A 23888-nucleotide genomic window follows, 5' to 3' on the forward strand; every position below is an offset into this window, starting at 1 on the left:
ATGAACGTGACACTCAGGTCATATTACTGATAATGATAAAGCATTCCTCAACGGAATGCTTTTTGTGTAAAAAAGACAGCGCTTCAGTTGCGGACTTATTTCCTCAAGCATTCTGCAGAAGCATATTAATCAACGTAAACAAAGAAGATATCTTGAATTTAAAATACAAAGAAATTTCACATACCGATGCAAACGGCTACAGTTACATCACGGTTGAAAGTGATGATAACAACGTAAGAATTTACACACTTAAAAACGGCCTGCAGGTCTATTTGGCTCAAAACTTCGATGCACCGCGCATCCAGACATATATTCCGGTTCGCACGGGAAGCAATAATGACCCTGCAGACAATACAGGACTTGCGCACTATCTGGAACATATGATGTTTAAGGGAACATCAAAAATAGGCACACTGGATTGGGATAAAGAAAGTGCATTACTTAATGAGATTGCCGAACTGTACGAACAGCATAAGGCCGAAAATGATCCTGACCGTAAAAGAAAAATCTATAAAAAAATCGACGAGGTCTCGCAGCGCGCCAGCAAATTTGCTTTGGCCAATGAATACGACAAATGTATTTCGGCGCTGGGTGCTTCCGGAACGAATGCCCACACCTGGCTGAATGAAACTGTTTATAAGAACAATATTCCGAAAAACGAACTGGAAAGATGGCTGAAAATTGAAAAGGAAAGATTCGGCGAGATCGTTTTGCGTCTTTTCCATACAGAACTGGAATCGGTATACGAAGAATTTAACCGCGCCCAGGACCATGACGGAAGGCTGGTGAATGACGCACTTATGGCAGTGCTTTTCCCCACCCATCAGAACGGCCAGCAAACCACTCTCGGAAAGGCTGAGCATCTGAAGAATCCTTCGATGAAGGCCATCCACCGCTATTTTGATGAATATTACGTGCCGAATAACTATGCCATGGTGTTGGTTGGTGATCTTGAGTTTGACGAGACCATTCAACTGGTAGATGAATATTTCGGTCAGTTCAATTACAGCGAGTTGCCGATAAAAACATCAGTGCTGGAGCAACCGATGAGCGAAATTGTGAGCCGGACCGTAAAAAGTCCCACGGTTCCCAGACTGCAGCTTGCCTGGAGAACCGACAGCTACGGTACGGATGAAGCTCTGATGGCAGATCTGGCGGCTCACATCCTGAGCAACAGCGGTGAGGCCGGGCTTCTGGACCTTCATATAAATAATGCACAGGAGGCTCTTTATGCCACTGCATATGCAACAGCCCACAACGAGTACGGTTATATCTCAATGGTGGTGGTGCCTAAGGAAGACCAGACTTTTGAGCAGGCTGAAAAACTTGTCCATGCAGAAATAGAACGGATTAAAAAGGGCGACTTCCCCGACTGGCTGCTGCCGGCAATAATCAATGACTTCAAAGTCCAGCGACTGAAAGGTCTTGAAACTGCTGATGGTCTGGCTGCTAACCTGTATCAGACTTACATCCGCAAACAGACCTGGCAGGAAGAACTTGAGGAAATGGACAGATATGAAGCCGTTACCAAAGAAAATATTGTGGAATTTGCAAACCGCTTCTTTAAAGATAATTACGCTGTTGTATACAAGGAGAAGGGGACAAACGAAGACCTGCTGCGGGTAGATAACCCCGGAATTACACCTGTTACTATCAACCGTGATGCAGAGTCGGATTTCCTGAAATCCATTCTGGCTGAAAAGACATCGGAGATTGAACCGGAATTCATCGATTATAAAAAAGAGATTGAAGTTAAGGTACAGAATGGCGTTAAGTTCAGTTTTGTACCAAACCGGTATAACAGTTTGGCGCAGGTTCATTATATTTTTCCGTTTGGAAGCGATCACGACCGGGAACTTTCTCTGGCAACACAGGTCCTGCAGTACCTTGGTACAAACAATATATCGCCGGATGAGCTGAAGCAGGAATTTTATAAGATTGGCATAACGCACGAATTCAAAACGGCACCCGATCAGTTAACCATCAGTTTAACGGGCCTGGAAGAGAATATTGCCAAAGGTATTGGTCTTCTGCATCACTGGATTCAGGAGGCGTTACCCGACCAGGCTGTTTATGATGAATACGTAGAAACTATATTGGAGAGCCGCAATGCCGCCAAAAGGGACAAGGGCAGGATTATGCGCGCTTTGCAGAATTATGCAAAATTCGGAGCAGATTCGCGGTCACGGGATGTGGTTCCTGAGCAGAGATTGCGAGAAATAACCTGCGGAGAACTGACGGATAAGTTAAAGGGTCTCTTTTCCTATGCTTATGAAGTGTTTCTGTATGGAGGCAATATGGAGGTTTTAACAGAAACCTGTCTGCCGTTTGTAAAACAGATTACCGGCGCTGTACCCGAAAGAAAGATGTATCCGCAGCCCGAAACAGGAGGAAAGGTCTATTTTGTTGATTATGATATGGTGCAAACGGAACTAAGTCTGCTGGGCCGTGCCGGAAATGTGGATCCGTCAACATTTGGCCGGATCAATGTATTTAACGAATATTTCGGCAGTGGCCTTTCATCCATTATATTCCAGGAACTGCGTGAAAGCAGAAGCCTTGCTTATTCTGCTTATGCGGTGTACCAATCCAGCCCTGAGTTGCTTTATCCAGATTATATCACAACCTATATAGGTACACAACCGGATAAACTGGAGATTGCGGTGAAGGCAATGCAGGAACTTATGGAGAAATTGCCCACATACGAAGCCCAGTTCGAAAGTGCAAAGCAGGCCACTCTGAAACAGCTTGCTTCCGGCCGGGTTACGAGGACCAATATATTCTTCAACCATCTCAGACTTCTGAAACTGGGTATTGATTACGATTTAAGGAAAGGTATGTACGCTGAGGTGGAAAAACTTACCCTGGAAGGCCTGGAGCAATTCTACGAAGAAAAAATACAGCCTGTTAAATATAACGTAGCTGTAATAGGTAAGCGTGAGAACCTGAGACAGGATGTCCTGGAAAGACTGGGCACTGTAACGGAGGTCAGTCTGGAAGAAGTTTTCGGCTACTGAGAAAATTTAAAATATCTAAAAACCTCATTATTTCCTTATGATGAGGTTTTTTTTAAATGGTTTTTTCAGAAGGAAGTAGGCCGTTTCTTTAGGCAGAATATTGGCAGCAGAATCATGCTCCATAGGAATACGCTGAAGATTATGGGCAAAGGCATCTGTTTTTATGCCCGCTGTGCCAAAACTATACAGATCCGGACATCTGCGGTACAACTGCTCAAAAAAAGATTTGCTTACACCAAAATCAGTAAAAGGGAAGGCGAATGCATCGGCCAGAAAAGCGTGAGTTTTTACGAAATCCAGACTGCTGAACGTGGTCTCTAACTGCTCGTCAAGAGTAAGTTCTGAGTAATAGGGATGGTTCCAGCTGTGCGCACCAATGCCAAAACCACGCGTTTTGAGTTCCTGAAGTTGCGCAAGGTCCAGATAGGGTTTATTTTTTCTGAGATAATCTTTGAAATCAAGGTCGATGGCTTCTGCATAAAGGTCCAGCAGCACGCGCTTTTTATAACCTGTCTTTAGAATATGACTGCAAATTTCGTCTGTTGCGCCATACCGTAATCCGCTTATATTTTGCAAAAGACTTATATCAACTTTTTCACTTTTTATTTTTTCAATCAGCAGACTTGCCTTGCAGCGAAACAGCATGTCCTGCTGATCCACGAAAGCCGGATTGATGAAGTTGACAGCATAAATTCCCCTGCGCTCCAAGATTGGAGCCACGACATGCAGAAATTCGGAAAAGCCGTCATCAAAAGTAAGCAGAGCCACTTTTTTACCTCCCCGATTTCCTGATTCCTGAAATCTTCTGAAGCCGTCCCAGTCGACAAAATTGAAATATTTCAGCAGATAATCCAGGTCTTTTTCAAACTCTTTCTCCGACTTATAAGGATACAGATGCTTAAGATGGGGAAGAGTTTCATCAGAAACGGTATGATAAAGTGGAATGCAGTAATCCAGCGGATAGTTCTGAGTGCTCATTCCACCCGAAAATTTGGATACCAGATTTATGATTGTGTCTTTAAAGGGCATATTCAAATATAAGCTAAAATGCGCTCTCAAAACTTCCCGGCTGACGTTCTGTCTTCAATCTGAAGTATTCCAATGCGGTCGCGGTAAATACTGATGACTTCAAAAAGTTCCTCAGGTGTAAATTCAAGGTACCGGTTGTGGAAGTTATAGTTTTCCTCATTAATCCTGATGAGGTTTTTCTTCCTAACCGTAGTTCCGCGCCTTTGGGTACGTGTTTTAACAGTCTTGTGAATGATGCGGAATTCATAAATATGATCCCATTCATAAAAATCTTGTTTATTCAGTGTAATTCCTTTCTCTGTCATTTCGATCAGAGTCCTGTCGCGGTTACGGATCATTTCAATGATCAGCAGTACTGTAAGGGGCACATAATACGCAATTCCCAGAAAGGTGATGAACACACGCGGAGATTCTGTGAAAAGAAAGATCAGAAGCAGCGGCGTAAAGAGAAGGTAAGCTTTCAGATAATGCTTAAGCAAAACCTTTAGGGAAGCTTTTATATAAACAGGATTCATTCTGCCTAAAAATAGTCAAAAAGAGGTGGCTTTACAAGTATTTGACTCTAACTGCCAACTTTTAGCTATTAAATTTCCAGGTTGGCGAGGTCAGTAATTCTCTGTATTGCTTAACGTTTTCATCATCAAAGCAAACAAAAAGCACCTTTTTAATTTCTGATTTATTCAGAGCTTCCTTTACCGCTGCAACTGCAATTTTAGCGGCACGGTCTTTCGGAAATCCGTAGACCCCTGTGCTGATGTTTGGAAAGGCAACTGTTTTACAGCCGTTTTCGATGGCTAAGTTCAGAGAATTAATATAACAGCTTCGCAACTTTTCGTCTTCACCACTATTGCCACCGTTCCATACCGGTCCTACAGTATGGATCACGTATTTTGCCGGCAACTTACCCGCTGTCGTTATTACAGCTTCGCCCGTTTTGCAGCTGCCTTGTCTTGCGACAATCTTCCGGCACTCTTCCAGGATTTCCGGGCCGCCCGCACGGTGTATGGCGCCGTCCACTCCGCCGCCGCCCAGAAGTGAACTGTTGGCGGCATTAACAACAGCATCGCAGGTGATTTTGGTTATATCTCCTTTAATTAATTCAATCATACTCAAAGCTAAAAAAAAATCCCGCGACAAAAGCCACGGGATTTGTGATATGATTTATGAAAAACTTATTTTACGATTTTCATCTCATTAATAAGCCATTTTGCATCGGCATATTTATCAATGATGAAGAGGATGTATTTGGTATCTACCATAATGTTACGGCTGAAACGCGGATCAAAGTTGATATCACTCATGGTTCCTTCCCACTGCCTGTCGAAATTAAGACCGATTAAGTTACCGTTTGCATCAAGGGCAGGACTTCCGGAGTTTCCGCCTGTTGTATGATTGGTCGCGGTAAAGTTTACAGGAACATCACCTGTTTTATCCTTGTAAATGCCATAATCCCTGGCATTATAAAGGTCGATTAGTTTTTTTGGAACATCAAATTCATAATCGCCGGGGACATATTTCTCCATAATTCCGGCCACATGGGTCTGATAGCCATATGTCACAGCATCTCTTGGATTGGATCCCTTCACCTGACCATAAGTTACACGCAGGGTAGAGTTGGCGTCCGGGAAAAACTGACGGTCTTTGTCGGTTTCCATCTGCTGCGCCATGTATTTTTTCTGAAGCACATCAATTTCTGCCTGCAGTGACGAAACTTTGGCGTCTGTAGAAGAAAGATAGGCTTCCCTCATGGACGCTGCCAGTTTCAGGATCGGATCATTTTTCAGGGTTTTGATCAGCTCCGTTGGATTTGCAAAAACTTTATTGATATCGGCATCTACAGTAGCTCCGTTAAAGGCTTTTCTGCCGGTGATAATGGAGTTTTTAGACCATTCTTCAATTACGGCAAGGTTCTTCTTATCGTCTTTATACTGACTGAAGTTGGCCGGCAGATATTTCTCCGGAGTTTTGTTGGCATAAAGAGCCAGAAGTTCAGCAGTTACGATGGCATCCAGTTCACCGCTATAATTTTTGTAGAATCCGGCGAGACGGTCTGTAAAGGCCGTCATTGTTTTGCTGTCTATTTTCCCGGCTTCATAATTCTGCATAAAACTCAGATACTGATTGGCCAGGGTAAGAGTCTCTGCATTTCTAACCACTTCTGTATAATATGCACGGTTCAGGGCATAAGGCGCCTGTTCTGTATACAGGCGGTTCAGACCATCAATCGTAGGTTTGATCTGAGCATTTTTGTTAATTAGCGATTGCTCATAGCGCTGTTTCTTGCCTACGGCATCCGATTTTTTCAGACCTTCCACTTCGCCAATCCATTTTTTCCAGTAGTTGGCTATGGAGGCATATTTGGAGGCGTATTTAATTCTGGTAGCCGCATCGGCGCGCATTTTGGCATCCAGAGTTTTCAGGGCCACTTCACGAACCGAAATCATTGCCGGATCCGTTTCATTCATTACTTTTTCCACCGCGATAGCCGGAAGGTATTCCGTAGTTCTCCCCGGAAAGCCGAATACGAAGGTGAAATCATTCTCCTGCTTGTCCTTTATTGATACCGGCAGGAAATGTTTGGGTTTGTAGGGAACATTATCTTTAGAATATTCCGCAGGTTTGTTGTTCTTATCGGCATAAATTCTGAACATGGCAAAATCGCCGGTATGACGTGGCCATACCCAGTTATCTGTATCAGAACCGAATTTACCGATGCTGGACGGCGGGGCACCCACCAAACGAACATCTTTGTACGTTTCAATTACGTACGCGTAATATTTGTTGCCGTAGTACATGGGTCTTACAACGACTTTTTGCCACGGTTCCAGTTTAAATCCGGCCTTAGCGGTCTCGATATTTTTGTTGATGACTGCCTCAGCAGCTTTAGCATCAAGGTTTTGTGTGCCGGCGAGTACTGTCGCGGTTACTTCCTTAATGTCCGCAATGAAATCAACGGTAACCCCAGGATTAGGAAGTTCACCGGTCATGTTTTTTGCCCAAAAACCATCCGTAAGATAATCATTCTGAACTGAGCTGTGACTTTGGATCTGTCCGTAACCACAGTGATGATTGGTTAGAAGAAGACCCTGAGGTGAAATTATTTCTGCTGTACAGCCACCGTTGAACTGAACTACCGCGTCCTTAATGCTGGGTTTGGAGGTGTCGAAAATCTGTTTTGCGGAAATCTTCATTCCCAGTTGCTTCATTTCCTTTTCATTGAGCTCGGTGGGAATCCACATGCCGCCGTACTGCTGTGCGAAAGCAAACGCTGCCGGAAGTAACAGCGCGGCTATCAGCACTTTTCTTGTATTAATCATATATCCTGAATTGTTTTTTAGTTGGAAAATTACGAGCCTTAGGCTCACACAAAATTGCCTTAAAAGTAAGGAATTTTAAGGACTTGGCGAAAGGACTGATTAAAGAGCAGGCCCGTTTCTGCTATTTCTTTGATTTTTTCGGAAGTTTTTCTGCGGTGGCACAGGAAAATTCCATCAGTTCCTTCCAATGCCTTTTATGTTCGTAGGGAATGGTGTACCATCCGCTCATGGGCCTGCCTTCTGCCGGAGTAAAAACGTCAACTCCCGAAAGTTTCTGTGCCTTTCCCAGGGTTTCTCCTGATATTTTAACAACCAGAAAATCCCGCCAAAACATGGCTCCGGCTTTCCCGTTGGGCATTTTTACACACAGGGCTCCAAACATTTTTCCCGGGATAGCATCTGAAATCTGTTCAGTCAGCTCATTGAAATAGAGTTCTGCCTCTGTCATCGTCGTATTTATTTGATTTTCGTAAAGTTCATATGCTGTATCCTTACGGCATTAAGTATAGCTAAAAGAGCAACGCCTACATCCGCAAAAACCGCCTCCCACATCGTTGCCACACCGCCGGCGCCAAGAATCAGGACCACGGCTTTTACCCCAAACGCCAGAAGGATATTCTGCCAGACAATCTTTTTTGTTTCCCTTCCAATTATTATCGCCATTGGAATCTTCGAAGGCCTGTCGTCCTGTATGACCACATCGGCTGTTTCAATAGTAGCATCGCTGCCCAGTCCGCCCATCGCCATACCCACATCACTTAATGCCACAACCGGTGCATCGTTCACGCCGTCACCCACAAAGGCCACAGTTTCCTTGCCAGATTTAAGATCTTTAACTTTATTTACTTTGTCTTCCGGCAAAAGATCACCAAAGGCATTCATAATTCCGATTTTAGCTGCCACCTCTTTTACAACTGCAGTTTTGTCGCCGCTTAGCATGGTGATACTTACACCCAGTTTTTTGAGTTCATTGACCGCATAATCCGCATCATCTTTAATCTGGTCGGCGATCGTAAGGTAACCCGCGAACTTCCCATCCACGGCAATGGCAACAAGTGTGTCTGAAATGGTTGAATGTTCAATTTGATGTGCAATGTTGAATTTCTCCATCAGTTTAAAATTGCCTGCGAGATATTCCTTTCCTTCCAGTGTCCCTCTTAATCCGTGTCCGGCAATTTCTTCAAAATCCTCTACTTGTGTATGGATTACAGGCCCGGCAAATTCACGGATTGCAGTCGCGATCGGATGGCTAGATTTACTTTCCAGCGTATTTAAATGCTGTAAAACTTCTTTTTTGTCGAAACCTTTCTGCAGTATTACTTCGTGAACTTTAAAAACACCTTCTGTCATGGTTCCCGTTTTGTCCATCACTACATGCTTCACACCGGACAGCGTATCTAAAAAGTTACTTCCTTTAAACAGTATTCCGTTGCGGCTGCCGGCGCCGATTCCGCCAAAATACCCAAGCGGTATGGAGATTACCAGGGCACACGGACAGGAAATTACAAGAAACACCAGCGCCCGATAGAGCCAGTCCCGGAACTCATATTCAGCTACAAAGAAATAGGGCAGCAGACAGATTGCGATGGCTAAAAACACCACGATTGGGGTATATATTTTTGCGAATTTGCGGATGAAGAGTTCGGTTTTAGCTTTTTGTGAGGTGGCGTTCTGAACCATTTCCAGGATCCGCGACAGTTTGGAATCTTCGTAAGGCGTACTGATCTTGACCAGCGCCAAGGTGTTCAGATTAATCATTCCTGCGAGGACCATATCGCCTTTTCTCTTTGTATTGGGTTTGCTTTCACCCGTGAGTGCCGAGGTGTTGAATGAGGCTGTTTCCGAAAGCAGTTCGCCGTCCAAAGCCAGTTTTTCGCCGGGTTTGAGCTGGATGATCTGACCCACAGCAGCATTTTGCGCCTTAATCCTTTTCGGGATGTTGTTTTCCATAATGGTAACCTCGTCCGGTCTTTGGTCCAGGAGAGACTTTATGTTGAGTTTTGCCTTTTGGACAGCCATTGTCTGGAAAACCTCGCCTACACAATAGAAAAGCATCACTGCAACGCCTTCGGGGTACTCGCCAATGGCAAATGCACCCGCGGTCGCGATGGTCATCAGGAAGAATTCCGAAAAGAAATCACCATGCTCTATGCCGATAAATGCTTCCTTAACAACGGGAAAACCTACGGGGATATAGGCCGCCAGATACAATGCTAATCTGAATGCTTCGCTGAACCAGTCAGGCTTAAGCCAGTACTGAAGCACCAGACCCAGGCACAGCAGCGCAAATGACAGTAATGCCGGTACAAACAGCTGGAAGATACTTTTATCGCCATGGTCGTGGCTGTGATCATGATCTTCGGTATGCCTCTGCGTTGCTCCTGATGCCTCTGAAACTTCCGGAGGATTTTCTTCTGTACTGCAGCATTCTTTTGACATAGTAATTTGGCTTGTTTAAAGCAATATACAAAACCGGCACCACTATTTCTCATGGCATCACTTTTGAATTTAAGTCTGAAACTTAATCATGGAGGTTCTTTCCGTACAACTGTTGTGGCTTTTAATTTTGGCTGTACCCATCGCATGTGTCGCCTGGACAGTGACTCATGAGGAAATCTTCCGGGAACCCCGGGAATACTGCGTGAAAAAGTCACAGGAAGAAAAAAAGCTGCTGAGCCGGAAATTCTTTTATCTGTTCACCTGTGAATACTGTTTCAGTCATTATGTTTCGGCCCTGTTCCTGATAGTCACAAAATATAAACTGCTGTTTGATGATTGGCGCGGCTATCTGATTTCCTTTTTCGCGCTTGTCTTTATAGCCAATGTATATATGAGCCTGTTTGCCTACCTGAGACAAAGCCTGAAAGTAGAGAAAATTGAGGCCAAACTGAAAGACAATGAGTGGCATGAGGTGAAGGAAGAAATAGAAGAGAAAAAAGAGGGTTGATCCCCAAATCCTGAAATAAAACATTAAAAAGATATTATTATGGAAGATGAAGACAGATTACAGAGATATACTTTTGAAGGATATACTGTAGTTACAAACTTTGAGACTTATGAGGAAGCCGAACAGTTTGCCGCTGAAAAGCAAGGTGAACTTATTGAGGTCGGTTTTACAGACGGTTCTGATAATCCGACACCAAATGAGGAAGGCAAACTTATGCAGGACAGACGTGTTTTCCGTGTAGGGCTTGATCCCGAATATAAAGTGTATTATGGCCACGATGAAGGTTTCCAGGACATGGCACAGGATATTCTGGAAGATATGAAGCGCATGGAAGACGATGTACTACCCGAGGACTGGATGGCTGACCAAAACATTGCCACCGGTGACCGCATTATTATTGTAAAGGACGGTGAGATTAATACTGTGACCACCCGTGAGAGAATAAAATTCCTTATGCGCGGTAATTTATATGAAATTGCTGTTAAGGTAAATCATTAGTCATTAGCCTCCCTGGACTAAGGTTTCGGGGGCGGCGGCGAAGCCGCCGCTGAAAGAAGTTTAAATTTATGTTTTAAAGAAGGCTGCTCTAATTTTGAGCAGCCTTTTTTATGTAATCAAGAGATTAATCTTTAATCAGTTTCTTAATAATAACCTGGTCTTTCGTGTAAATCCTGATCAGGTAATTACCTTTTGGAAGTTCAGAAAGGTTTATTGCGTTTTGGGTGATGCCAGAAGAACGGACAATTCTGCCGGACAGGTCATACACTTCGGCCTTCACGATTCGCTCTTTGGTTTTAAAGTGCAGCACATCCTTCACCGGGTTGGGGTAAATGCTGAACTCTTCAGTCACCGTTTCAGCTGTGGAAAGGTTTGACTGTACGGTAGTCGTGTAGGTATTGGTTACGATCGGTGCATTGTAATCAAAGTAGATATTCGCGGTATTGCTGAAGGCATTTCCTACCGTTAGGGTGGCGAGCGTTTTTATTTTGAATACCACATATCCGTCGTTGGTGGCATCAGCAAAGGGCAGCTGTATGTTCTCAAAGATGAATTCAACCGTATTGGGACCGGTAATCCGGGTAACAAAACTGTGGCTTCCGCCCACGGCTACGAGTGAACTGAGGTTGAATTTAGAGGTATCAATGATATCTTTCACCACCACGTTCTGTGCATTTGCGGTTCCGGTATTCTCAAACCGGATCAGGTAGTGTACATAATCCCCGACCTGTGCCTGGGCAATGGCCGTTCCCTGCAGACAGGTCTTGTCGTTCGGGTCGAAGGAGTTCACCACCGTTTGGTTCAGTGTAAAGTTGTTGTCCGCCGGGGTTTCATCGGTTGCGCCGGTTACCTGGGCTGTGTAGTTCAGGATATGTCCGCCGGTTAATGGTGGCGTAGCAGTTGGCGTATTTAAAGTGAACGTTACCGTAACCTCTCTTGCTTCAAACGGCAGCAGATTGGTGAAATTCCAGTTCAGTGTACCTGTGCTCTGGGATGCTGGGGCAACTGTTGCAGTGGTAAAGTTCATCAGATTATCATCATAACTGAAAACCAAGCTACCGGACTGGGCAGCGGTACCTTTGTTTTTATAAATTATTCTATATTTTGAAGTAAAACCGGGAACAGCATCGGTTATTGGAATAATCACGCTCTCCAGGTCGTTGTGGTTGCCGTTTGCAGTGATACAGAAATTCTGGGTAAGCGGGCTGATTTGAGTTGGGAAATTTGCCGAGATACTTGCCGGAGAAATGGTAAAATAGGTTGGGTTTTCCAGCACGGGAGTGATTGTGTGCGTACCGGCTTGTACAGAGATCGTGTAATTTCCGGAATTGTTTGCCGTTATGGAGCCGCTTACAGTTCCACTGGTAAAATTAAATTTTTGAAGGGGGGTAAACGGGTCGCTGCCGGTGCATCCGTTAGTATCATGATCGTATTTCGTTGCTCCTTGGGTGGTGTAATAAGTACCTCCGGGAACAAAACTACAATAAGAATTTACTGCGATGCTTGAATTGTAACCAGATGAGTTAATGACCGCATTTACATCTTCAGGATCAGCACAGATATAATGGAGTTGTGAATTATTACTGTAATAAAAAGTCGGAAAATTAGAAGCACCGTTCTTAATAATTATATTCTGTACGGCAGTATTTTCACACACTACCTGCCACAAGTTAGGATTTTGGCTTAAATCAAGTAGGGTTATAGGGCTATTGTAGATTTTAAAATTACCTAAAGAAGGTAACGCCATTAAATCTAAGGAAGTTATACCGGTTGTCTGTATATCAATCACATTCAGCTGCGGATGCGCAGCCAGAGGCAGGCTGAGAAGATTTGGGCTATTTTTTATTTTGAGGGTACCCAAACCGCTACATCCCGCAATGTTTACTTGCGATAAATTTGCATGGTTCAGAACGTCCAATAAGCCCAGATTTGTGTGCCCGGAAAAATCTAGAGAAGCTAAATTGTTATTATTTTCCAACTTCGCCACTTGAATTGCGTTGGAATTCTGAAAATTAATTCCGGTCATTAAAGGATTCGACTTTATTTCAACATTTGTCAACGCGTTCAGGTTGGATAGGTTCAGGTTGCCTACACCCGAATTTCTTAAAATGAACCACTCAAGATTGGACATAATAAGGCTGATCCCTGAAAGATTATTATTGGAGATTAAAGTGAGGTGAGTGATTGTGGGAGAAATGAGATTGATATCGCTTAACGCATCGCAGTATTGTACATTGAAGGATAAAAGAGAGGTGCAATTGTCAATGTTGAAACTGGTGAGTTGTGACAATCCAGAAAGATGCAGACTTGAAAGTAATGGTAAGTCGCTTACATCCAGTGTAGTAATGTTAAGGGTATATAGAGATAAGTGGGTAAGGTTGGTAAAACTCCGGATTCCCTCAACACTGTTAATGGGCATGGAGTTACCATTAAAAGAAATTCTACTAACTGCAATAGCTTCAGATATTTGTATTTCTCCATCCGCATTAGCGTCAATAACCATGGGTTGATTGGCACTGTTGAAGGCAATAGGATTGGTAGAAGTATTTGCAGATACGAGCTTTGCCTTAAAATTCGCATCCGGAATATTGACGATTTGTGCGTTAGATCCTGCAAAAAGCAGGATTAGAAAGAACAGGTAGATTTTTTTCATCAGTGAGTTTTATCACCGATAAAGATAATTATATTTCAATACCAGATATTATTTATTTATCAAATCCAAAAACTGCTGCTCATCCAACACTTCTATCGTGCCTATTTCCTGTGCTTTTTTAAGTTTGCTGCCCGCTTTCTCACCAACCACCAGATAGTTAAGGTTTTTAGAGACCGCTGAAATATTTTTTCCGCCATGTTTTTCTACCATTTCTTCAGCTTCGTCGCGCGTGAAAAGTGAGAGTTTACCGGTAAAAAGAAAGGTCTTGCCTTCAAAAGTATTACTCAGAACTTCATTCGTGTTTTCGCCTGCTTCCAACTGTACACCATACGCCTTTAGGCGCTCCAGCATCAGCAGGTTTTCAGGATTCTGAAGGAACGCAGTGATGCTTATCGCAATCTTTCCTCCAATATCCTCCACCTGAACCAGCTCATCGGCCGTAGCGTTTTTCAGTTCTTCAATACTTTGGAAATTCTTGGCCAGTTTCTTAGCTACAGTCTCGCCCACATGCTTAATGCCAATTCCGTACAGTACTTTTTCGAAAGGTATTTCCTTTGATTTTTCTATTCCTTCTATGATATTTTGGGCCGATCTTTCGGCCATCCTTTCCAGTGGTAAAAGCTGCTCTTTTGTTAAGGCATAAAAATCGGCAGGGTTTTCCACGAGTTTCGCACGGTAAAGCTGTTCAATGGTCTCGCTGCCCAGGTTGTCAATATTCAGGGCTTTTCGCGAGACATAATGGATCATCCGACCCACCACCTGTGGCGGACAGTGCAGGTCATTCGGGCAAAAATGGATGGCCTGATCTTCCACCTTAACCAGTTCAGTACCGCATTCGGGGGCAATTTTTTATGTATTGGATGGGCAAACTGCCGGCTTCTCTTTTGTCATGATTGACGCCCACAATCTTGGGAATGATCTCTCCGCCTTTTTCTACAAATACAAAATCATGTTCGTGAAGGTCAAGTTTTGCAATAATATCCTCATTGTGCAGGCTGGCCCTTTTCACTACCGTACCAGCGAGCAAAACAGGCTTCAGGTTGGCCACCGGTGTTATGGCGCCGGTCCGTCCCACCTGGTAGGTAACCTTCTGGAGTTCAGTCTCCACTTTCTCTGCCTTGAACTTGTGCGCTGTGGCCCATCGTGGTGATTTTGCTGTAAATCCCAGCTGCTTCTGCTGACTCAGGCTATTTACTTTCACTACGATTCCGTCAATATCAAATCCCAGTCTATGCCGCTCTATATCCCAAAATGTTATAAATTCTTTCACTTCGTCCAGATTTTTGCAAAGTTTCATCTGTTCCGAAATGCGGAAACCCCACGATTTTGCCTGCTGTAACAGTTCCCAATGCGTTGTAGCTGTGTTTTCGGTTGATATAAACTGGTAAATAACTGATGAAAGTCCGCGTTTCCTTACTTCGGCCGAATCCTGAATTTTCAGACTTCCGCTCGCGGTATTCCTGGGATTCATAAATGGGTCAAAACCTTCTTCCTCCCGTCTTTTGTTGATCTTGTCAAAGTTTTTTCGGGTCAGGTAAATTTCGCCCCGAACATAGAATTTATCAGGAAAATCACCTTTTATCTGCAGTGGAATGTCGGAAATGGTTTTCACGTTTGGAGTAATCTCATCGCCGCGGAAGCCGTCGCCACGGGTAACCGCTTCTTTCAGGAGTCCGTGTTCGTATAGGATCGAAATTGAAGCGCCGTCATATTTCAGTTCTGCTACAAATTCCACCGGTTCATCCAAAGTTTTCTGCACACGTTTTTCCCATTCTTCCAAATCATCAAAATCATAGGAGTTGTCCAGAGAGTACATTCTGAACTGATGCGTTACGGTAGGGAAATTCTTGGTCACAGCACCGCCCACGCGCAGGGTAGGTGAATTGGCATCATAAAACTCCGGATGCTTCGCTTCCAGCTCCTGAAGTTCCTTCAGCAGCGTATCAAATTCAAAATCAGAAATAGTGGGCCCATCTAAAGTATAGTAGTTAAAGTTATGCTGATGAAGTTCTGCTCGCAGGTCTTCTATTTTTTTTTGAATATTTTCGGTCATCGCAGGGTCGTTTCAGCAAAAATAAGCAAACTTGAGATTTAGACACGGCAAAATGATGGTGAGGTTTTGTAGGTACAGGGGGTTTGGTGCTTGGCAGGATGCATGATTAAACCTATTTTTGTAAAAAATTACTGCAATGCAAAACTATCTGGAATTCGACTTTAAGATTAGCCCTTTACAGCCCTGGAACGAAATTCTTATGGCGGAACTGATTGAAGTGGGTTTCGACAGTTTCACCGAGGAACACGAGGGAATCCTGGCTTATGTTCCTAAAGATATCTTTGACGAAAAAGAACTTTCCAACATTGCACTAATGAATAATGAGGAGATTAAGATTTCCTATACCTATCGCGAAATGCCCAACATTAACTGGAATGAAGAATGGGAGAAGAATTTTGAACCTATTTATGTGGCCGATAAAGTGCTTATCCGTGCTGAGTTCCACGAGCCGAATCCGGAACTTCACGAAATTGTAATCCAGCCAAAAATGTCATTCGGAACCGGACATCACCCTACGACTCACCTGATGATCCAGCAAATGCTGGAAATGGATTTCACCGGCAAAACGGTTTTGGATATGGGTTGCGGTACTTCTGTACTGGCTATTTTCGCTAAACAGAGAGGTGCCGGCAGGACTGTGGCCATTGATATTGACGAATGGTCGGTTGAGAACTCAAAGGAAAATGCGGTAAGGAATAATGTGGAGCTCAATATATCATTAGGTACTGCAGATAATTTGGGAAGCGAAAAATTCGATATCATTCTGGCTAATATTAACCGCAATATCCTTATTTCTGATATTCCAACTTACGAAGGTGTATTGAACAGCGGTGGACAGCTCCTTCTGTCCGGACTTTGCTTTTTTGATGTAGATGATATTCTGGAGGTTTGCACCAAAGCGAATTTGGTACTGAAAAACAGGCAGCAGCGGGAGGAATGGATGTCTCTGCTGCTGGAAAAAAATTAAGAAGTTAATTAAGCGTTCCGCGGTTTTTTTCTTCAATCCATTTGCCCATATATTTTGTGCTTTGAAACTGATGGTGCTTTAGTATCTGCCCCATATAATTCTTAGCCCTCAGGTCACTTAAGTTTTCGGAAATCTGAATTAATCTGGCCGAAAAATCCGAAAGGAAAAGATCTTTGTTAAACATTTCGCCGATAATTCTGTAGCCGTTATCTCGTGCGGCATTCCATGCTGACGCATTTTGGTATATGAAAACTGATTTTTCGATAAGCTCCGCGTCACTATCTGCAATATAACCACCCCAAGGCATAGATCGGTGCATTGCTTCGGCCCCAACTGTTGTAGTTACATTGGGTAATCCAAGCGACATGGCATCCAGTAACTTACCTTTTATGCCGGCGCCGAATGGGATGGGAGCGAGCAGTACCCGGGCCTTACTGAATACTTCCTTTACCTCTGTTGCACGGCCTTTAACCAGAAAACCTTCTCTTTCATTATGCAGCTGCATTGCTTTTTGCGGGACATAGGCACCGTAAATATGAACTTCAGCCGCCGGAATTTGTCGTCTGATTTCGTTCCAGATTTTTTTGATTCTTAAAACAGTCTGCCAGTTAGGTTCGTGCAGAAAATTGCCGATACTTATGAAGTTACATCGGACACCATAATCAGGACTTATTTTTGAATTTTCGGCGAATAACGGCAGGTAATGAAGCAGTTGCGAATCTGTTTTAAAAGTTTTGGTGAGCAGTTCCATCTCAAATTCCGAAATGATGAGACTCAGGTCACACCTTAGTATTGAGGCCATCTCTCTTTTGAAAATATCACCCGTCAGGAGGCTCAGGCCGCATTCAATATCCTGTTTAAAGGCTTCTTCTCTTCCTTTGCGGAGGAAGTGCAAGTCTTCTGTATCCAGGATTCTGACGGCCTGCGGCGCTACTTCAGCGACCTTCCAGCCAAACTGCTCCTCAGTAGTAAACCGGTCGAATAAGACGGTGTCCGGATTCAGTTGCCTTAGCAGCATCTCAAACGAACTGTCATTCAGTTTTACCGCTATGGTATCAACATGCATGGATTTGAGGTCTGCGCTGTGTTCAGTAGGAGAAGCAGCGCACAGAAATGTAACTCTATAATCTTTGGATCGGAAGAAAGAGATTAGCTGGAGCATCCTGCTGCCTGCGGCGGTAGAATTGGGTTCGGGAAAAACAGTGCCTATAATTACAAGATGCTTCATGGGGCAAAAATAAAAAAAGAGAAACCATTTCTGATTTCTCTTTTAAAGTGAGCGCGCCAGGATTCGAACCTGGGACCGTCTGCTTAGAAGGCAGATGCTCTATCCAGCTGAGCTACGCACCCTTGAGTGCCAATAAAAAAAATTCCCGAAGGAATTTCATAAAAAAAAGTCGGGGCGGCAGGATTCGAACCTGCGACCTCCTGGTCCCAAACCAGGCGCGATGACCGGACTACGCTACGCCCCGAGTATACTTTCCAAAGGTTGCGGAGGGTGTGGGATTCGAACCCACGCGACCCTTGCAGGTCGACAGTTTAGCAAACTGCTCCGTTAACCACTCCGGCAACCCTCCAATTGCAATATTTTGATGATCTTCTGTTCTGTAATTGCGAGTGCAAATATAGAATTGTTTTAGCTACGAACCAAAAAAAATTACTTAAATATTTTCGTATTTTTGATAAAATAAAATTATAAAACCAGGGAAACATGACTAAGGCATTATATATCATTGGATTAAGCACTTTAATCGTCTCGTGCACATCTCAGAAAAGAAGTACAGTAAGAAAGGCTCCGCCCAAAACTTCCTCCGTACCAAAGACCCAGACTAAAAATCCTGTGACTGCCACACCGGCTAAACCAGGCCTTACCGTTTCTCATGGAGTCGAGTTTTATACACAGAACATTGGGGATATCACCAAGAACGACAACACGATGAGTCACGGCTCTATTGTAAGTGCCAGACCGGCAGGATATAATGTTGTTAAAACCCATTTCCCGGCCGTAGCCCAGAACTTCCGCCAGAAATATGTTATCCTGCACTACACTGCACTGGATGAGGATAAATCCAAAACCGTACTCACTCAACAGGCTGTAAGTTCTCATTATTTGGTGAATGCCACAGGTGATAATGAAATTTACCAGCTGGTTGATGAAAACAAGCGTGCTTATCATGCCGGCATAAGTGCCTGGAGAAAGGACAAAAATCTGAACGACACCTCAATAGGAATTGAGATTGTGAACACTGGCTTTACTACAGATGCTTCCGGTGCCAGGATTTTTGTTCCTTACGATGAGTTACAACTTAAAAAAGTGGCTGCCCTTGCCAAGGATATTGTAAACAGGTATCAGATTCCGCCTACAAATGTATTGGGACATTCGGATGTGGCACCTACCAGAAAGCAGGATCCGGGGCCGCTGTTTCCGTGGAAAAGGCTCTATGACGAATATCAGATCGGAATGTGGTATGATGATGCTGCTATGATGAATTTCATGACCATTACAACACCGGAATCTTTCATAACGGAACAGAACAGTTCAACATTCATTATGAAAGTTCAGGCAATGCTGCAGCAGTTTGGGTATGACATTATACCTACGGGCACCTGGAACAGCGAGAACCGAAAGGTTGTAGAGGCTTTCCAGTATCATTTCCGCCCACAGAAATCAGACGGTATTGTTGATATGGAAACGTGGGCTATCCTGCAGGCATTGCTGCAGAAGTATCCACAAAAATAAAATGAAGGAAATTATTTAAAGCGCATTTTCGTAAGGGAATGCGTTTTTTATTTTCTGAAAAAGGCTTAACTTTTCGGCAAATAAAAACAAATGGAAAACTATAGAAAAGAGAGTGATTTACTGGGAGAACTCAGCGTTCCAGCCAATGCCTACTACGGTGTGCAAACCCAGCGTGCTATTGAAAACTTCAAAATATCAGGTCAACTTCTCTCTTCCTATCCGGAGTTTATCCGGGGTCTTGCTTTTGTTAAAAAGGCGGCGGCCAAAACCAACTATGAACTCGGCTTGCTGGATGAGCAGCTTTACAATAAAATTGCAGAGGTTTGTGATGAACTTCTGGAGGGACAACTGCACGACCAGTTTCCCATAGATATGATTCAGGGTGGCGCGGGTACCTCTGTGAATATGAATGCAAATGAAGTTATAGCCAACCGTGTTTTGGAAAAACTGGGCAAACCCCGGGGCGATTATCAGTACTGTTCTCCCAACGACCATATCAATCTTTCACAGTCTACCAACGATGCCTATCCTACTGCCATTAAACTGGCCCTGATACAGATGAACCAAAAACTTGTGGAAAAAGTAAAAACCACCGTGGCTGCCTTCCGGGCTAAGGGCACTGAATTTCAGGACGTACTGAAGATGGGCCGGACTCAGTTGCAGGATGCTGTTCCCATGACTCTGGGTCAGGAGTTTGAAGCTTTCGCGGCAAATCTGCAGGAAGACATTGAGAAACTTAACAACAACGCCAAACTTTTTGTTGAGGTAAACATGGGTGCTACCGCCATTGGAACTGGCCTCAATGCACCATTGGGCTATGCTAACCTCTGTGCAAAGAATCTGGCTCAGATTACCGGTTTCCCAATTGTTTCCGCTCCCAATTTAGTAGAAGCTACTCCGGATACAGGCTCTTATGTTATTTATTCATCTGCCACCAAGCGTCTCGCAGTAAAACTTTCCAAGATCTGTAATGATTTACGTTTGCTTTCCTCCGGGCCACGCGCGGGTTTTTTTGAAATCAACCTGCCGCCTATGCAGCCGGGGTCGTCCATAATGCCCGGTAAGGTGAATCCTGTTATTCCCGAGGTGGTAAACCAGGTTTGCTATAAAGTGATTGGTAATGACCTTACAGTTACCTTCGCTGCTGAAGCCGGACAGTTGCAGTTAAACGTTATGGAGCCGGTTCTTTCGCATGCTATTATGGAAAATATTCACTTTCTGTGCAACGCACTGGATACACTCCGTGAAAAATGTATTATCGGAATTACGGCCAACAAAGAGGTTTGCCTGAATATGGTTAGAAACAGCATTGGAATTGTTACAGCTCTGAATCCCTATATTGGCTATAAAAACTCAACTGTGATCGCCAAAGAAGCGCTGGAATCGGGCAGAAGTGTGTATGACCTGGTGCTGGAGCACGGTCTGCTTACCAGAGAAAAACTGGATGACATCCTGGATCCGAAAAACATGCTTCAACCGCATAAATAATCACGTTAAGTGAAATTTCTTATAGTTATTCCCGCACATAACGAGGAACAGAATATTGCATTCTGCCTGGAATCGCTGCGGCACCAAAGTTTTACGGATTTTTGTGTTGTGGTTGTCAATGACGGATCTACCGACAGTACTGAAAAAATTGTTCAGGATTTCATAGCCAGGGATTCCAGATTCGGCCTGAAGAATCTCGATAAGTCGGTACACGAGCCCGGTGCCAAAGTGGTGCGGACCTTTAACCACGGACTTGCCACTGCAGATCTTGATTTGTTTGATGTCATCTGTAAATTCGATGCGGATATTATTTTCCCGGCACATTACCTCCAGAAAGTTCATAATGTGTTCAGTGAAAGTCCGAAAGCGGGTATGGTTTCGGGACTGGTGAGAATAAAGAAATCCGTGTTCGAAAAGCAGCTGGCTTACGATTTCAAAGACCAAAAGCGGCAGTGGATTTTTGAGAATTTATCGTCTAAAAACCATGTACGAGGTCCGGTAAAAGCTTATCGTAAGCAGTGTTTTCTGGATATAGGCGATCTAAGGCCCGTTTTAGGTTGGGATAATATTGATGTGATGCTGGCTAAAAAGAACGGTTGGGAAGTACATACCGTCAAAGATTTGTGGGTGAAGCACCTTCGTCCCACAGCGTACAAGTATAAAAGTCAGAAAGCGAAAAAACTGGGTGAGTATTTTTACAATATAGGGCTCAGTTTGCCTTTGGCGGCTGTATCTTCTGCGAAATCGTCCCTGAAGAACAAATCTCTGTCAGAATTTTTCATTACGATGAATTCTTATATCGGGCAAAACGGTAACCGGGAACTGACCCAGGAAGAAATCAGGTACATCCGGAATTTGCGGTGGAAGGAAATGTGGCGGAAATCACGCCAGAAGTGACAGGTCATGACCTGTCAAATGTAAGCGCAGATTGCACGGCCGTGTGTCTAAATCAAAAACCACACAAATGCACAGCAGGAAAAGGAACAGAATGCTGAATTATGATTACAGTCAGGATGGAATCTACTTCATTACGGTATGTACAAAAGACCGCCGCCATTACCTTGGGAAAGTACATTATGCTAAAGTTTATTTAAATGATTCCGGACTGGTTGCTAAAAGACAGATTATTTGGCTTGCGGAGCAATATCCTTACATCGAACTTCATAGTTTTGTAGTTATGCCAAATCATGTACATCTTCTGTTTCAAATTGACAGATCCAAGGTTGAAAGCGAAGAATTAAAAATTAAGACCGTTTCGTCATTAATGGGTGCCTATAAAACTACCAGTTCTAAGGGAATTCACCTTATTGGAAATACTGCTTTGCGTGGCAGCGATCTTTTCACGACCATATTGTGCGCAGCAAGGAAGCATATGAGAAAATTTTCCAATATATTTCAAACAATCCTGAGAACTGGGAAAAAGACAAATTTAGAGATGAAGAATAAAATGAATATAATTTTCACCCGTACGGGCAAGTCGGGAGTTGTCCCTACAGTAATCCTACTACTGTTTTCAATATTGCTTACCGCTCAAAAACCGACCGATCTTATTATTCACAACGCTAAAATCTATACTGTCAATCAAAATTTTGAGGTGGCAGAAGCAATGGCTGTTTCAAAGGGAAAAATTGTAGCAGTTGGAAAGAACAGCGAAATACTTCAAACCTACAGCTCAAAAAACATTCGGAACCTGCAGGGACAAGCGGTTTATCCAGGATTTATCGATGCTCACTGTCATTTCACCGGTTACGCTACCGACAAGTGGAAGTGCGAACTTTGGGGAACCAAGTCCTGGGAAGAGATCATTGACAGAATGATGGCGTATTCCAAAACAGCACCCATGGAATGGCTTTACGGCCGCAGCTGGGACCAGAATAACTGGGCAGTAAAGGAATTTCCGGATAAAAGAAAACTTGACCAACTGTTTCCGAACCGCCCCGTGTATCTGAAGAGGGTAGACGGGCACGCCGCAATTGCCAACCAGAAGGCGCTGGACATCGCCGGAATTACAGCAAAAACAAAGGTGAAAGGCGGCGAAATAGAAAAGGTGAACGGTAAACTCACCGGCATCCTGATTGATAACGCCATGCTTTTAGTGGAAAAACATATTCCTGAAATTTCGGACGAACTTGCAATCCGGTATTTTGGTGAGCTTCAGACAGAATGTTTTTCCTACGGTCTGACTTCGCTGCATGACTGCGGAATATCGGCCAAAACTTTTGGTCTTTTAGAAAAAGCTCAGGAGCAGGAAATTCTCAAGATGAAAATCTTCGCTTTACTTGAGGATAATAAAGCTACTTATGATACGTGGATCGGAAAAGGACGTTTTACAAAGGGCAACATCACTTTTGGAGGTTACAAAGTTTATTCAGACGGCGCGCTGGGTTCCAGAGGCGCTTGCCTGCTGCACGATTATTCCGACAAAAAAGACTGGAAAGGATTCCTACTCAGCGATAAGAAACATTTTAAAAACCTGGCAGAAAAACTCAGCAAAAGTAATCTGCAAATGTGTACGCACGCAATCGGTGACTCGGCGAACCGTACGATCCTGCAGATTTACGGCGATGTGTTGGCCGGAAAAAACGACAGACGCTGGCGCATTGAGCATGCCCAGATCGTTGATAAAAGTGATCTCGGGCTGTTCGGTAAGTACAGTGTGATTCCTTCCGTACAGCCTACACACGCTACATCGGATATGTACTGGGCAGAATCCCGAATTGGGAAGGAAAGATTAACGCATTCCTATGCCTACCAGGATTTACTGCAGCAAAATGGTTGGTTGCCACTTGGTACTGATTTTCCGGTAGAGGAAATCAATCCTATAAAGACATTTTATGCGGCTGTGGCCCGGAAAGATGCTAAGAATTTTCCTGCAAACGGTTTTCAGAAGGAAAATGCACTCACCAGAGAACAGGCCCTGCGCGGAATGACCATTTGGGCAGCGAAGGCAGCCTTCCAGGAAAAGGAGTTGGGAAGTCTGGAAGTAGGAAAGTCGGCGGATTTTGTGGTTTTAACTTATGATATTATAGAAGTTCCTGAAGATAGAATATTACAAACATGGGTTTTGGAAACTTACTCGAACGGAATTAGGGTATATGATGGAGAGAAATGGCGGCAGGCTTTAAGTGGTTGGACTGAGTACGGAAATTCAAATCCATAATTTATTGAGTCCATCGGAC

The 23888-nt window shown here is 43.8% G+C and carries 16 protein-coding genes, 3 tRNA genes and 1 pseudogene; 8 read left to right on the forward strand and 12 right to left on the reverse strand.

From position 1 onward, the window contains the following. Window positions 1-149: 149 nt before the first annotated feature. Complete coding sequence (locus H1R16_RS09910; RefSeq protein WP_228451396.1) at window positions 150-3017, forward strand: M16 family metallopeptidase; 2868 nt, start codon at window positions 150-152, stop codon at window positions 3015-3017. 27 nt (window positions 3018-3044) lie between these two features. Here H1R16_RS09910 and H1R16_RS09915 read toward each other — a convergent pair whose 3' ends face one another. The 6 genes from H1R16_RS09915 to H1R16_RS09940 form a co-directional block, all read right to left on the reverse strand. Then, entirely contained in the window at window positions 3045-4046 is a 1002-nt protein-coding gene (locus H1R16_RS09915; RefSeq protein WP_181886694.1) for a polysaccharide deacetylase family protein, read from the reverse strand. Window positions 4047-4072: 26 nt separating this feature from the next. Then, window positions 4073-4561: a hypothetical protein gene (locus H1R16_RS09920; RefSeq protein WP_181886693.1), complete on the reverse strand. Its 489-nt coding sequence runs from the start codon at window positions 4559-4561 to the stop codon at window positions 4073-4075. Window positions 4562-4622: 61 nt separating this feature from the next. Further along, on the reverse strand, window positions 4623-5153 hold the full coding sequence (locus H1R16_RS09925; protein WP_181886692.1) for an O-acetyl-ADP-ribose deacetylase: 531 nt from the start codon (window positions 5151-5153) through the stop codon (window positions 4623-4625). A gap of 65 nt (window positions 5154-5218) precedes the next feature. Continuing rightward, on the reverse strand, window positions 5219-7363 hold the full coding sequence (locus H1R16_RS09930; RefSeq protein WP_181886691.1) for a S46 family peptidase: 2145 nt from the start codon (window positions 7361-7363) through the stop codon (window positions 5219-5221). A gap of 121 nt (window positions 7364-7484) precedes the next feature. Next, window positions 7485-7811: a hypothetical protein gene (locus H1R16_RS09935; RefSeq protein WP_181886690.1), complete on the reverse strand. Its 327-nt coding sequence runs from the start codon at window positions 7809-7811 to the stop codon at window positions 7485-7487. 8 nt (window positions 7812-7819) lie between these two features. Further along, a complete protein-coding gene (locus tag H1R16_RS09940; protein WP_181886689.1) occupies window positions 7820-9802 on the reverse strand; it encodes a heavy metal translocating P-type ATPase in 1983 nt (660 codons plus the stop codon). 127 nt (window positions 9803-9929) lie between these two features. Here H1R16_RS09940 and H1R16_RS09945 point away from each other — a divergent pair, with 127 nt between their 5' ends. Next, complete coding sequence (locus H1R16_RS09945) at window positions 9930-10310, forward strand: hypothetical protein (RefSeq protein ID WP_228451382.1); 381 nt, start codon at window positions 9930-9932, stop codon at window positions 10308-10310. A 39-nt stretch (window positions 10311-10349) separates the two neighbouring features. Beyond that, window positions 10350-10808: a hypothetical protein gene (locus tag H1R16_RS09950; protein WP_181886687.1), complete on the forward strand. Its 459-nt coding sequence runs from the start codon at window positions 10350-10352 to the stop codon at window positions 10806-10808. A 124-nt stretch (window positions 10809-10932) separates the two neighbouring features. On the opposite strand, the gene H1R16_RS09955 is transcribed toward H1R16_RS09950, so the two are convergent. Beyond that, window positions 10933-13461, reverse strand: a complete 2529-nt coding sequence (locus tag H1R16_RS09955) for a T9SS type A sorting domain-containing protein (protein ID WP_181886686.1) — start codon at window positions 13459-13461, stop codon at window positions 10933-10935. Between the two features lie 48 nt (window positions 13462-13509). Then, a pseudogene (gene ligA, locus H1R16_RS09960) lies at window positions 13510-15514 on the reverse strand (NAD-dependent DNA ligase LigA). A gap of 136 nt (window positions 15515-15650) precedes the next feature. On the opposite strand from ligA, the gene prmA reads away from it, so the two are divergent. Next, window positions 15651-16481: a 50S ribosomal protein L11 methyltransferase gene (gene prmA, locus H1R16_RS09965; RefSeq protein WP_181886684.1), complete on the forward strand. Its 831-nt coding sequence runs from the start codon at window positions 15651-15653 to the stop codon at window positions 16479-16481. Between the two features lie 4 nt (window positions 16482-16485). On the opposite strand, the gene H1R16_RS09970 is transcribed toward prmA, so the two are convergent. From H1R16_RS09970 to H1R16_RS09985, 4 genes are all read right to left on the reverse strand, one after another. Beyond that, window positions 16486-17709 (reverse strand): glycosyltransferase family 4 protein, encoded by a 1224-nt coding sequence (locus tag H1R16_RS09970; protein ID WP_181886683.1) that lies wholly within the window; start codon window positions 17707-17709, stop codon window positions 16486-16488. Window positions 17710-17757: 48 nt separating this feature from the next. Next, window positions 17758-17831 (reverse strand) — tRNA-Arg (locus tag H1R16_RS09975). A gap of 47 nt (window positions 17832-17878) precedes the next feature. Beyond that, window positions 17879-17953 (reverse strand) — tRNA-Pro (locus H1R16_RS09980). Window positions 17954-17973: 20 nt separating this feature from the next. Continuing rightward, window positions 17974-18058: transfer RNA gene (locus H1R16_RS09985), tRNA-Ser, on the reverse strand. 134 nt (window positions 18059-18192) lie between these two features. Between H1R16_RS09985 and H1R16_RS09990 the strand changes: the two genes are divergently transcribed. The 4 genes from H1R16_RS09990 (at window position 18193) to H1R16_RS10010 (ending at window position 23869) form a co-directional block, all read left to right on the forward strand. After that, window positions 18193-19221 carry an N-acetylmuramoyl-L-alanine amidase gene (locus H1R16_RS09990; RefSeq protein ID WP_181886682.1) on the forward strand — a complete coding sequence of 343 codons (1029 nt, stop codon included), beginning with the start codon at window positions 18193-18195 and terminating at the stop codon, window positions 19219-19221. 90 nt (window positions 19222-19311) lie between these two features. Continuing rightward, window positions 19312-20709, forward strand: coding sequence for an aspartate ammonia-lyase (gene aspA, locus H1R16_RS09995; protein ID WP_181886681.1), 1398 nt, complete (start codon window positions 19312-19314; stop codon window positions 20707-20709). A gap of 9 nt (window positions 20710-20718) precedes the next feature. Then, window positions 20719-21606: a glycosyltransferase family 2 protein gene (locus H1R16_RS10000; protein WP_181886680.1), complete on the forward strand. Its 888-nt coding sequence runs from the start codon at window positions 20719-20721 to the stop codon at window positions 21604-21606. 67 nt (window positions 21607-21673) lie between these two features. Then, the gene (locus H1R16_RS10010; protein ID WP_228451054.1) at window positions 21674-23869 is read left to right on the forward strand and encodes an amidohydrolase family protein; all 2196 of its coding nucleotides are present in this window, start codon (window positions 21674-21676) and stop codon (window positions 23867-23869) included. Window positions 23870-23888: the final 19 nt, after the last annotated feature.

It is taken from the genome of Marnyiella aurantia, from assembly GCF_014041915.1.
Lineage (GTDB): Bacteria > Bacteroidota > Bacteroidia > Flavobacteriales > Weeksellaceae > Marnyiella > Marnyiella aurantia.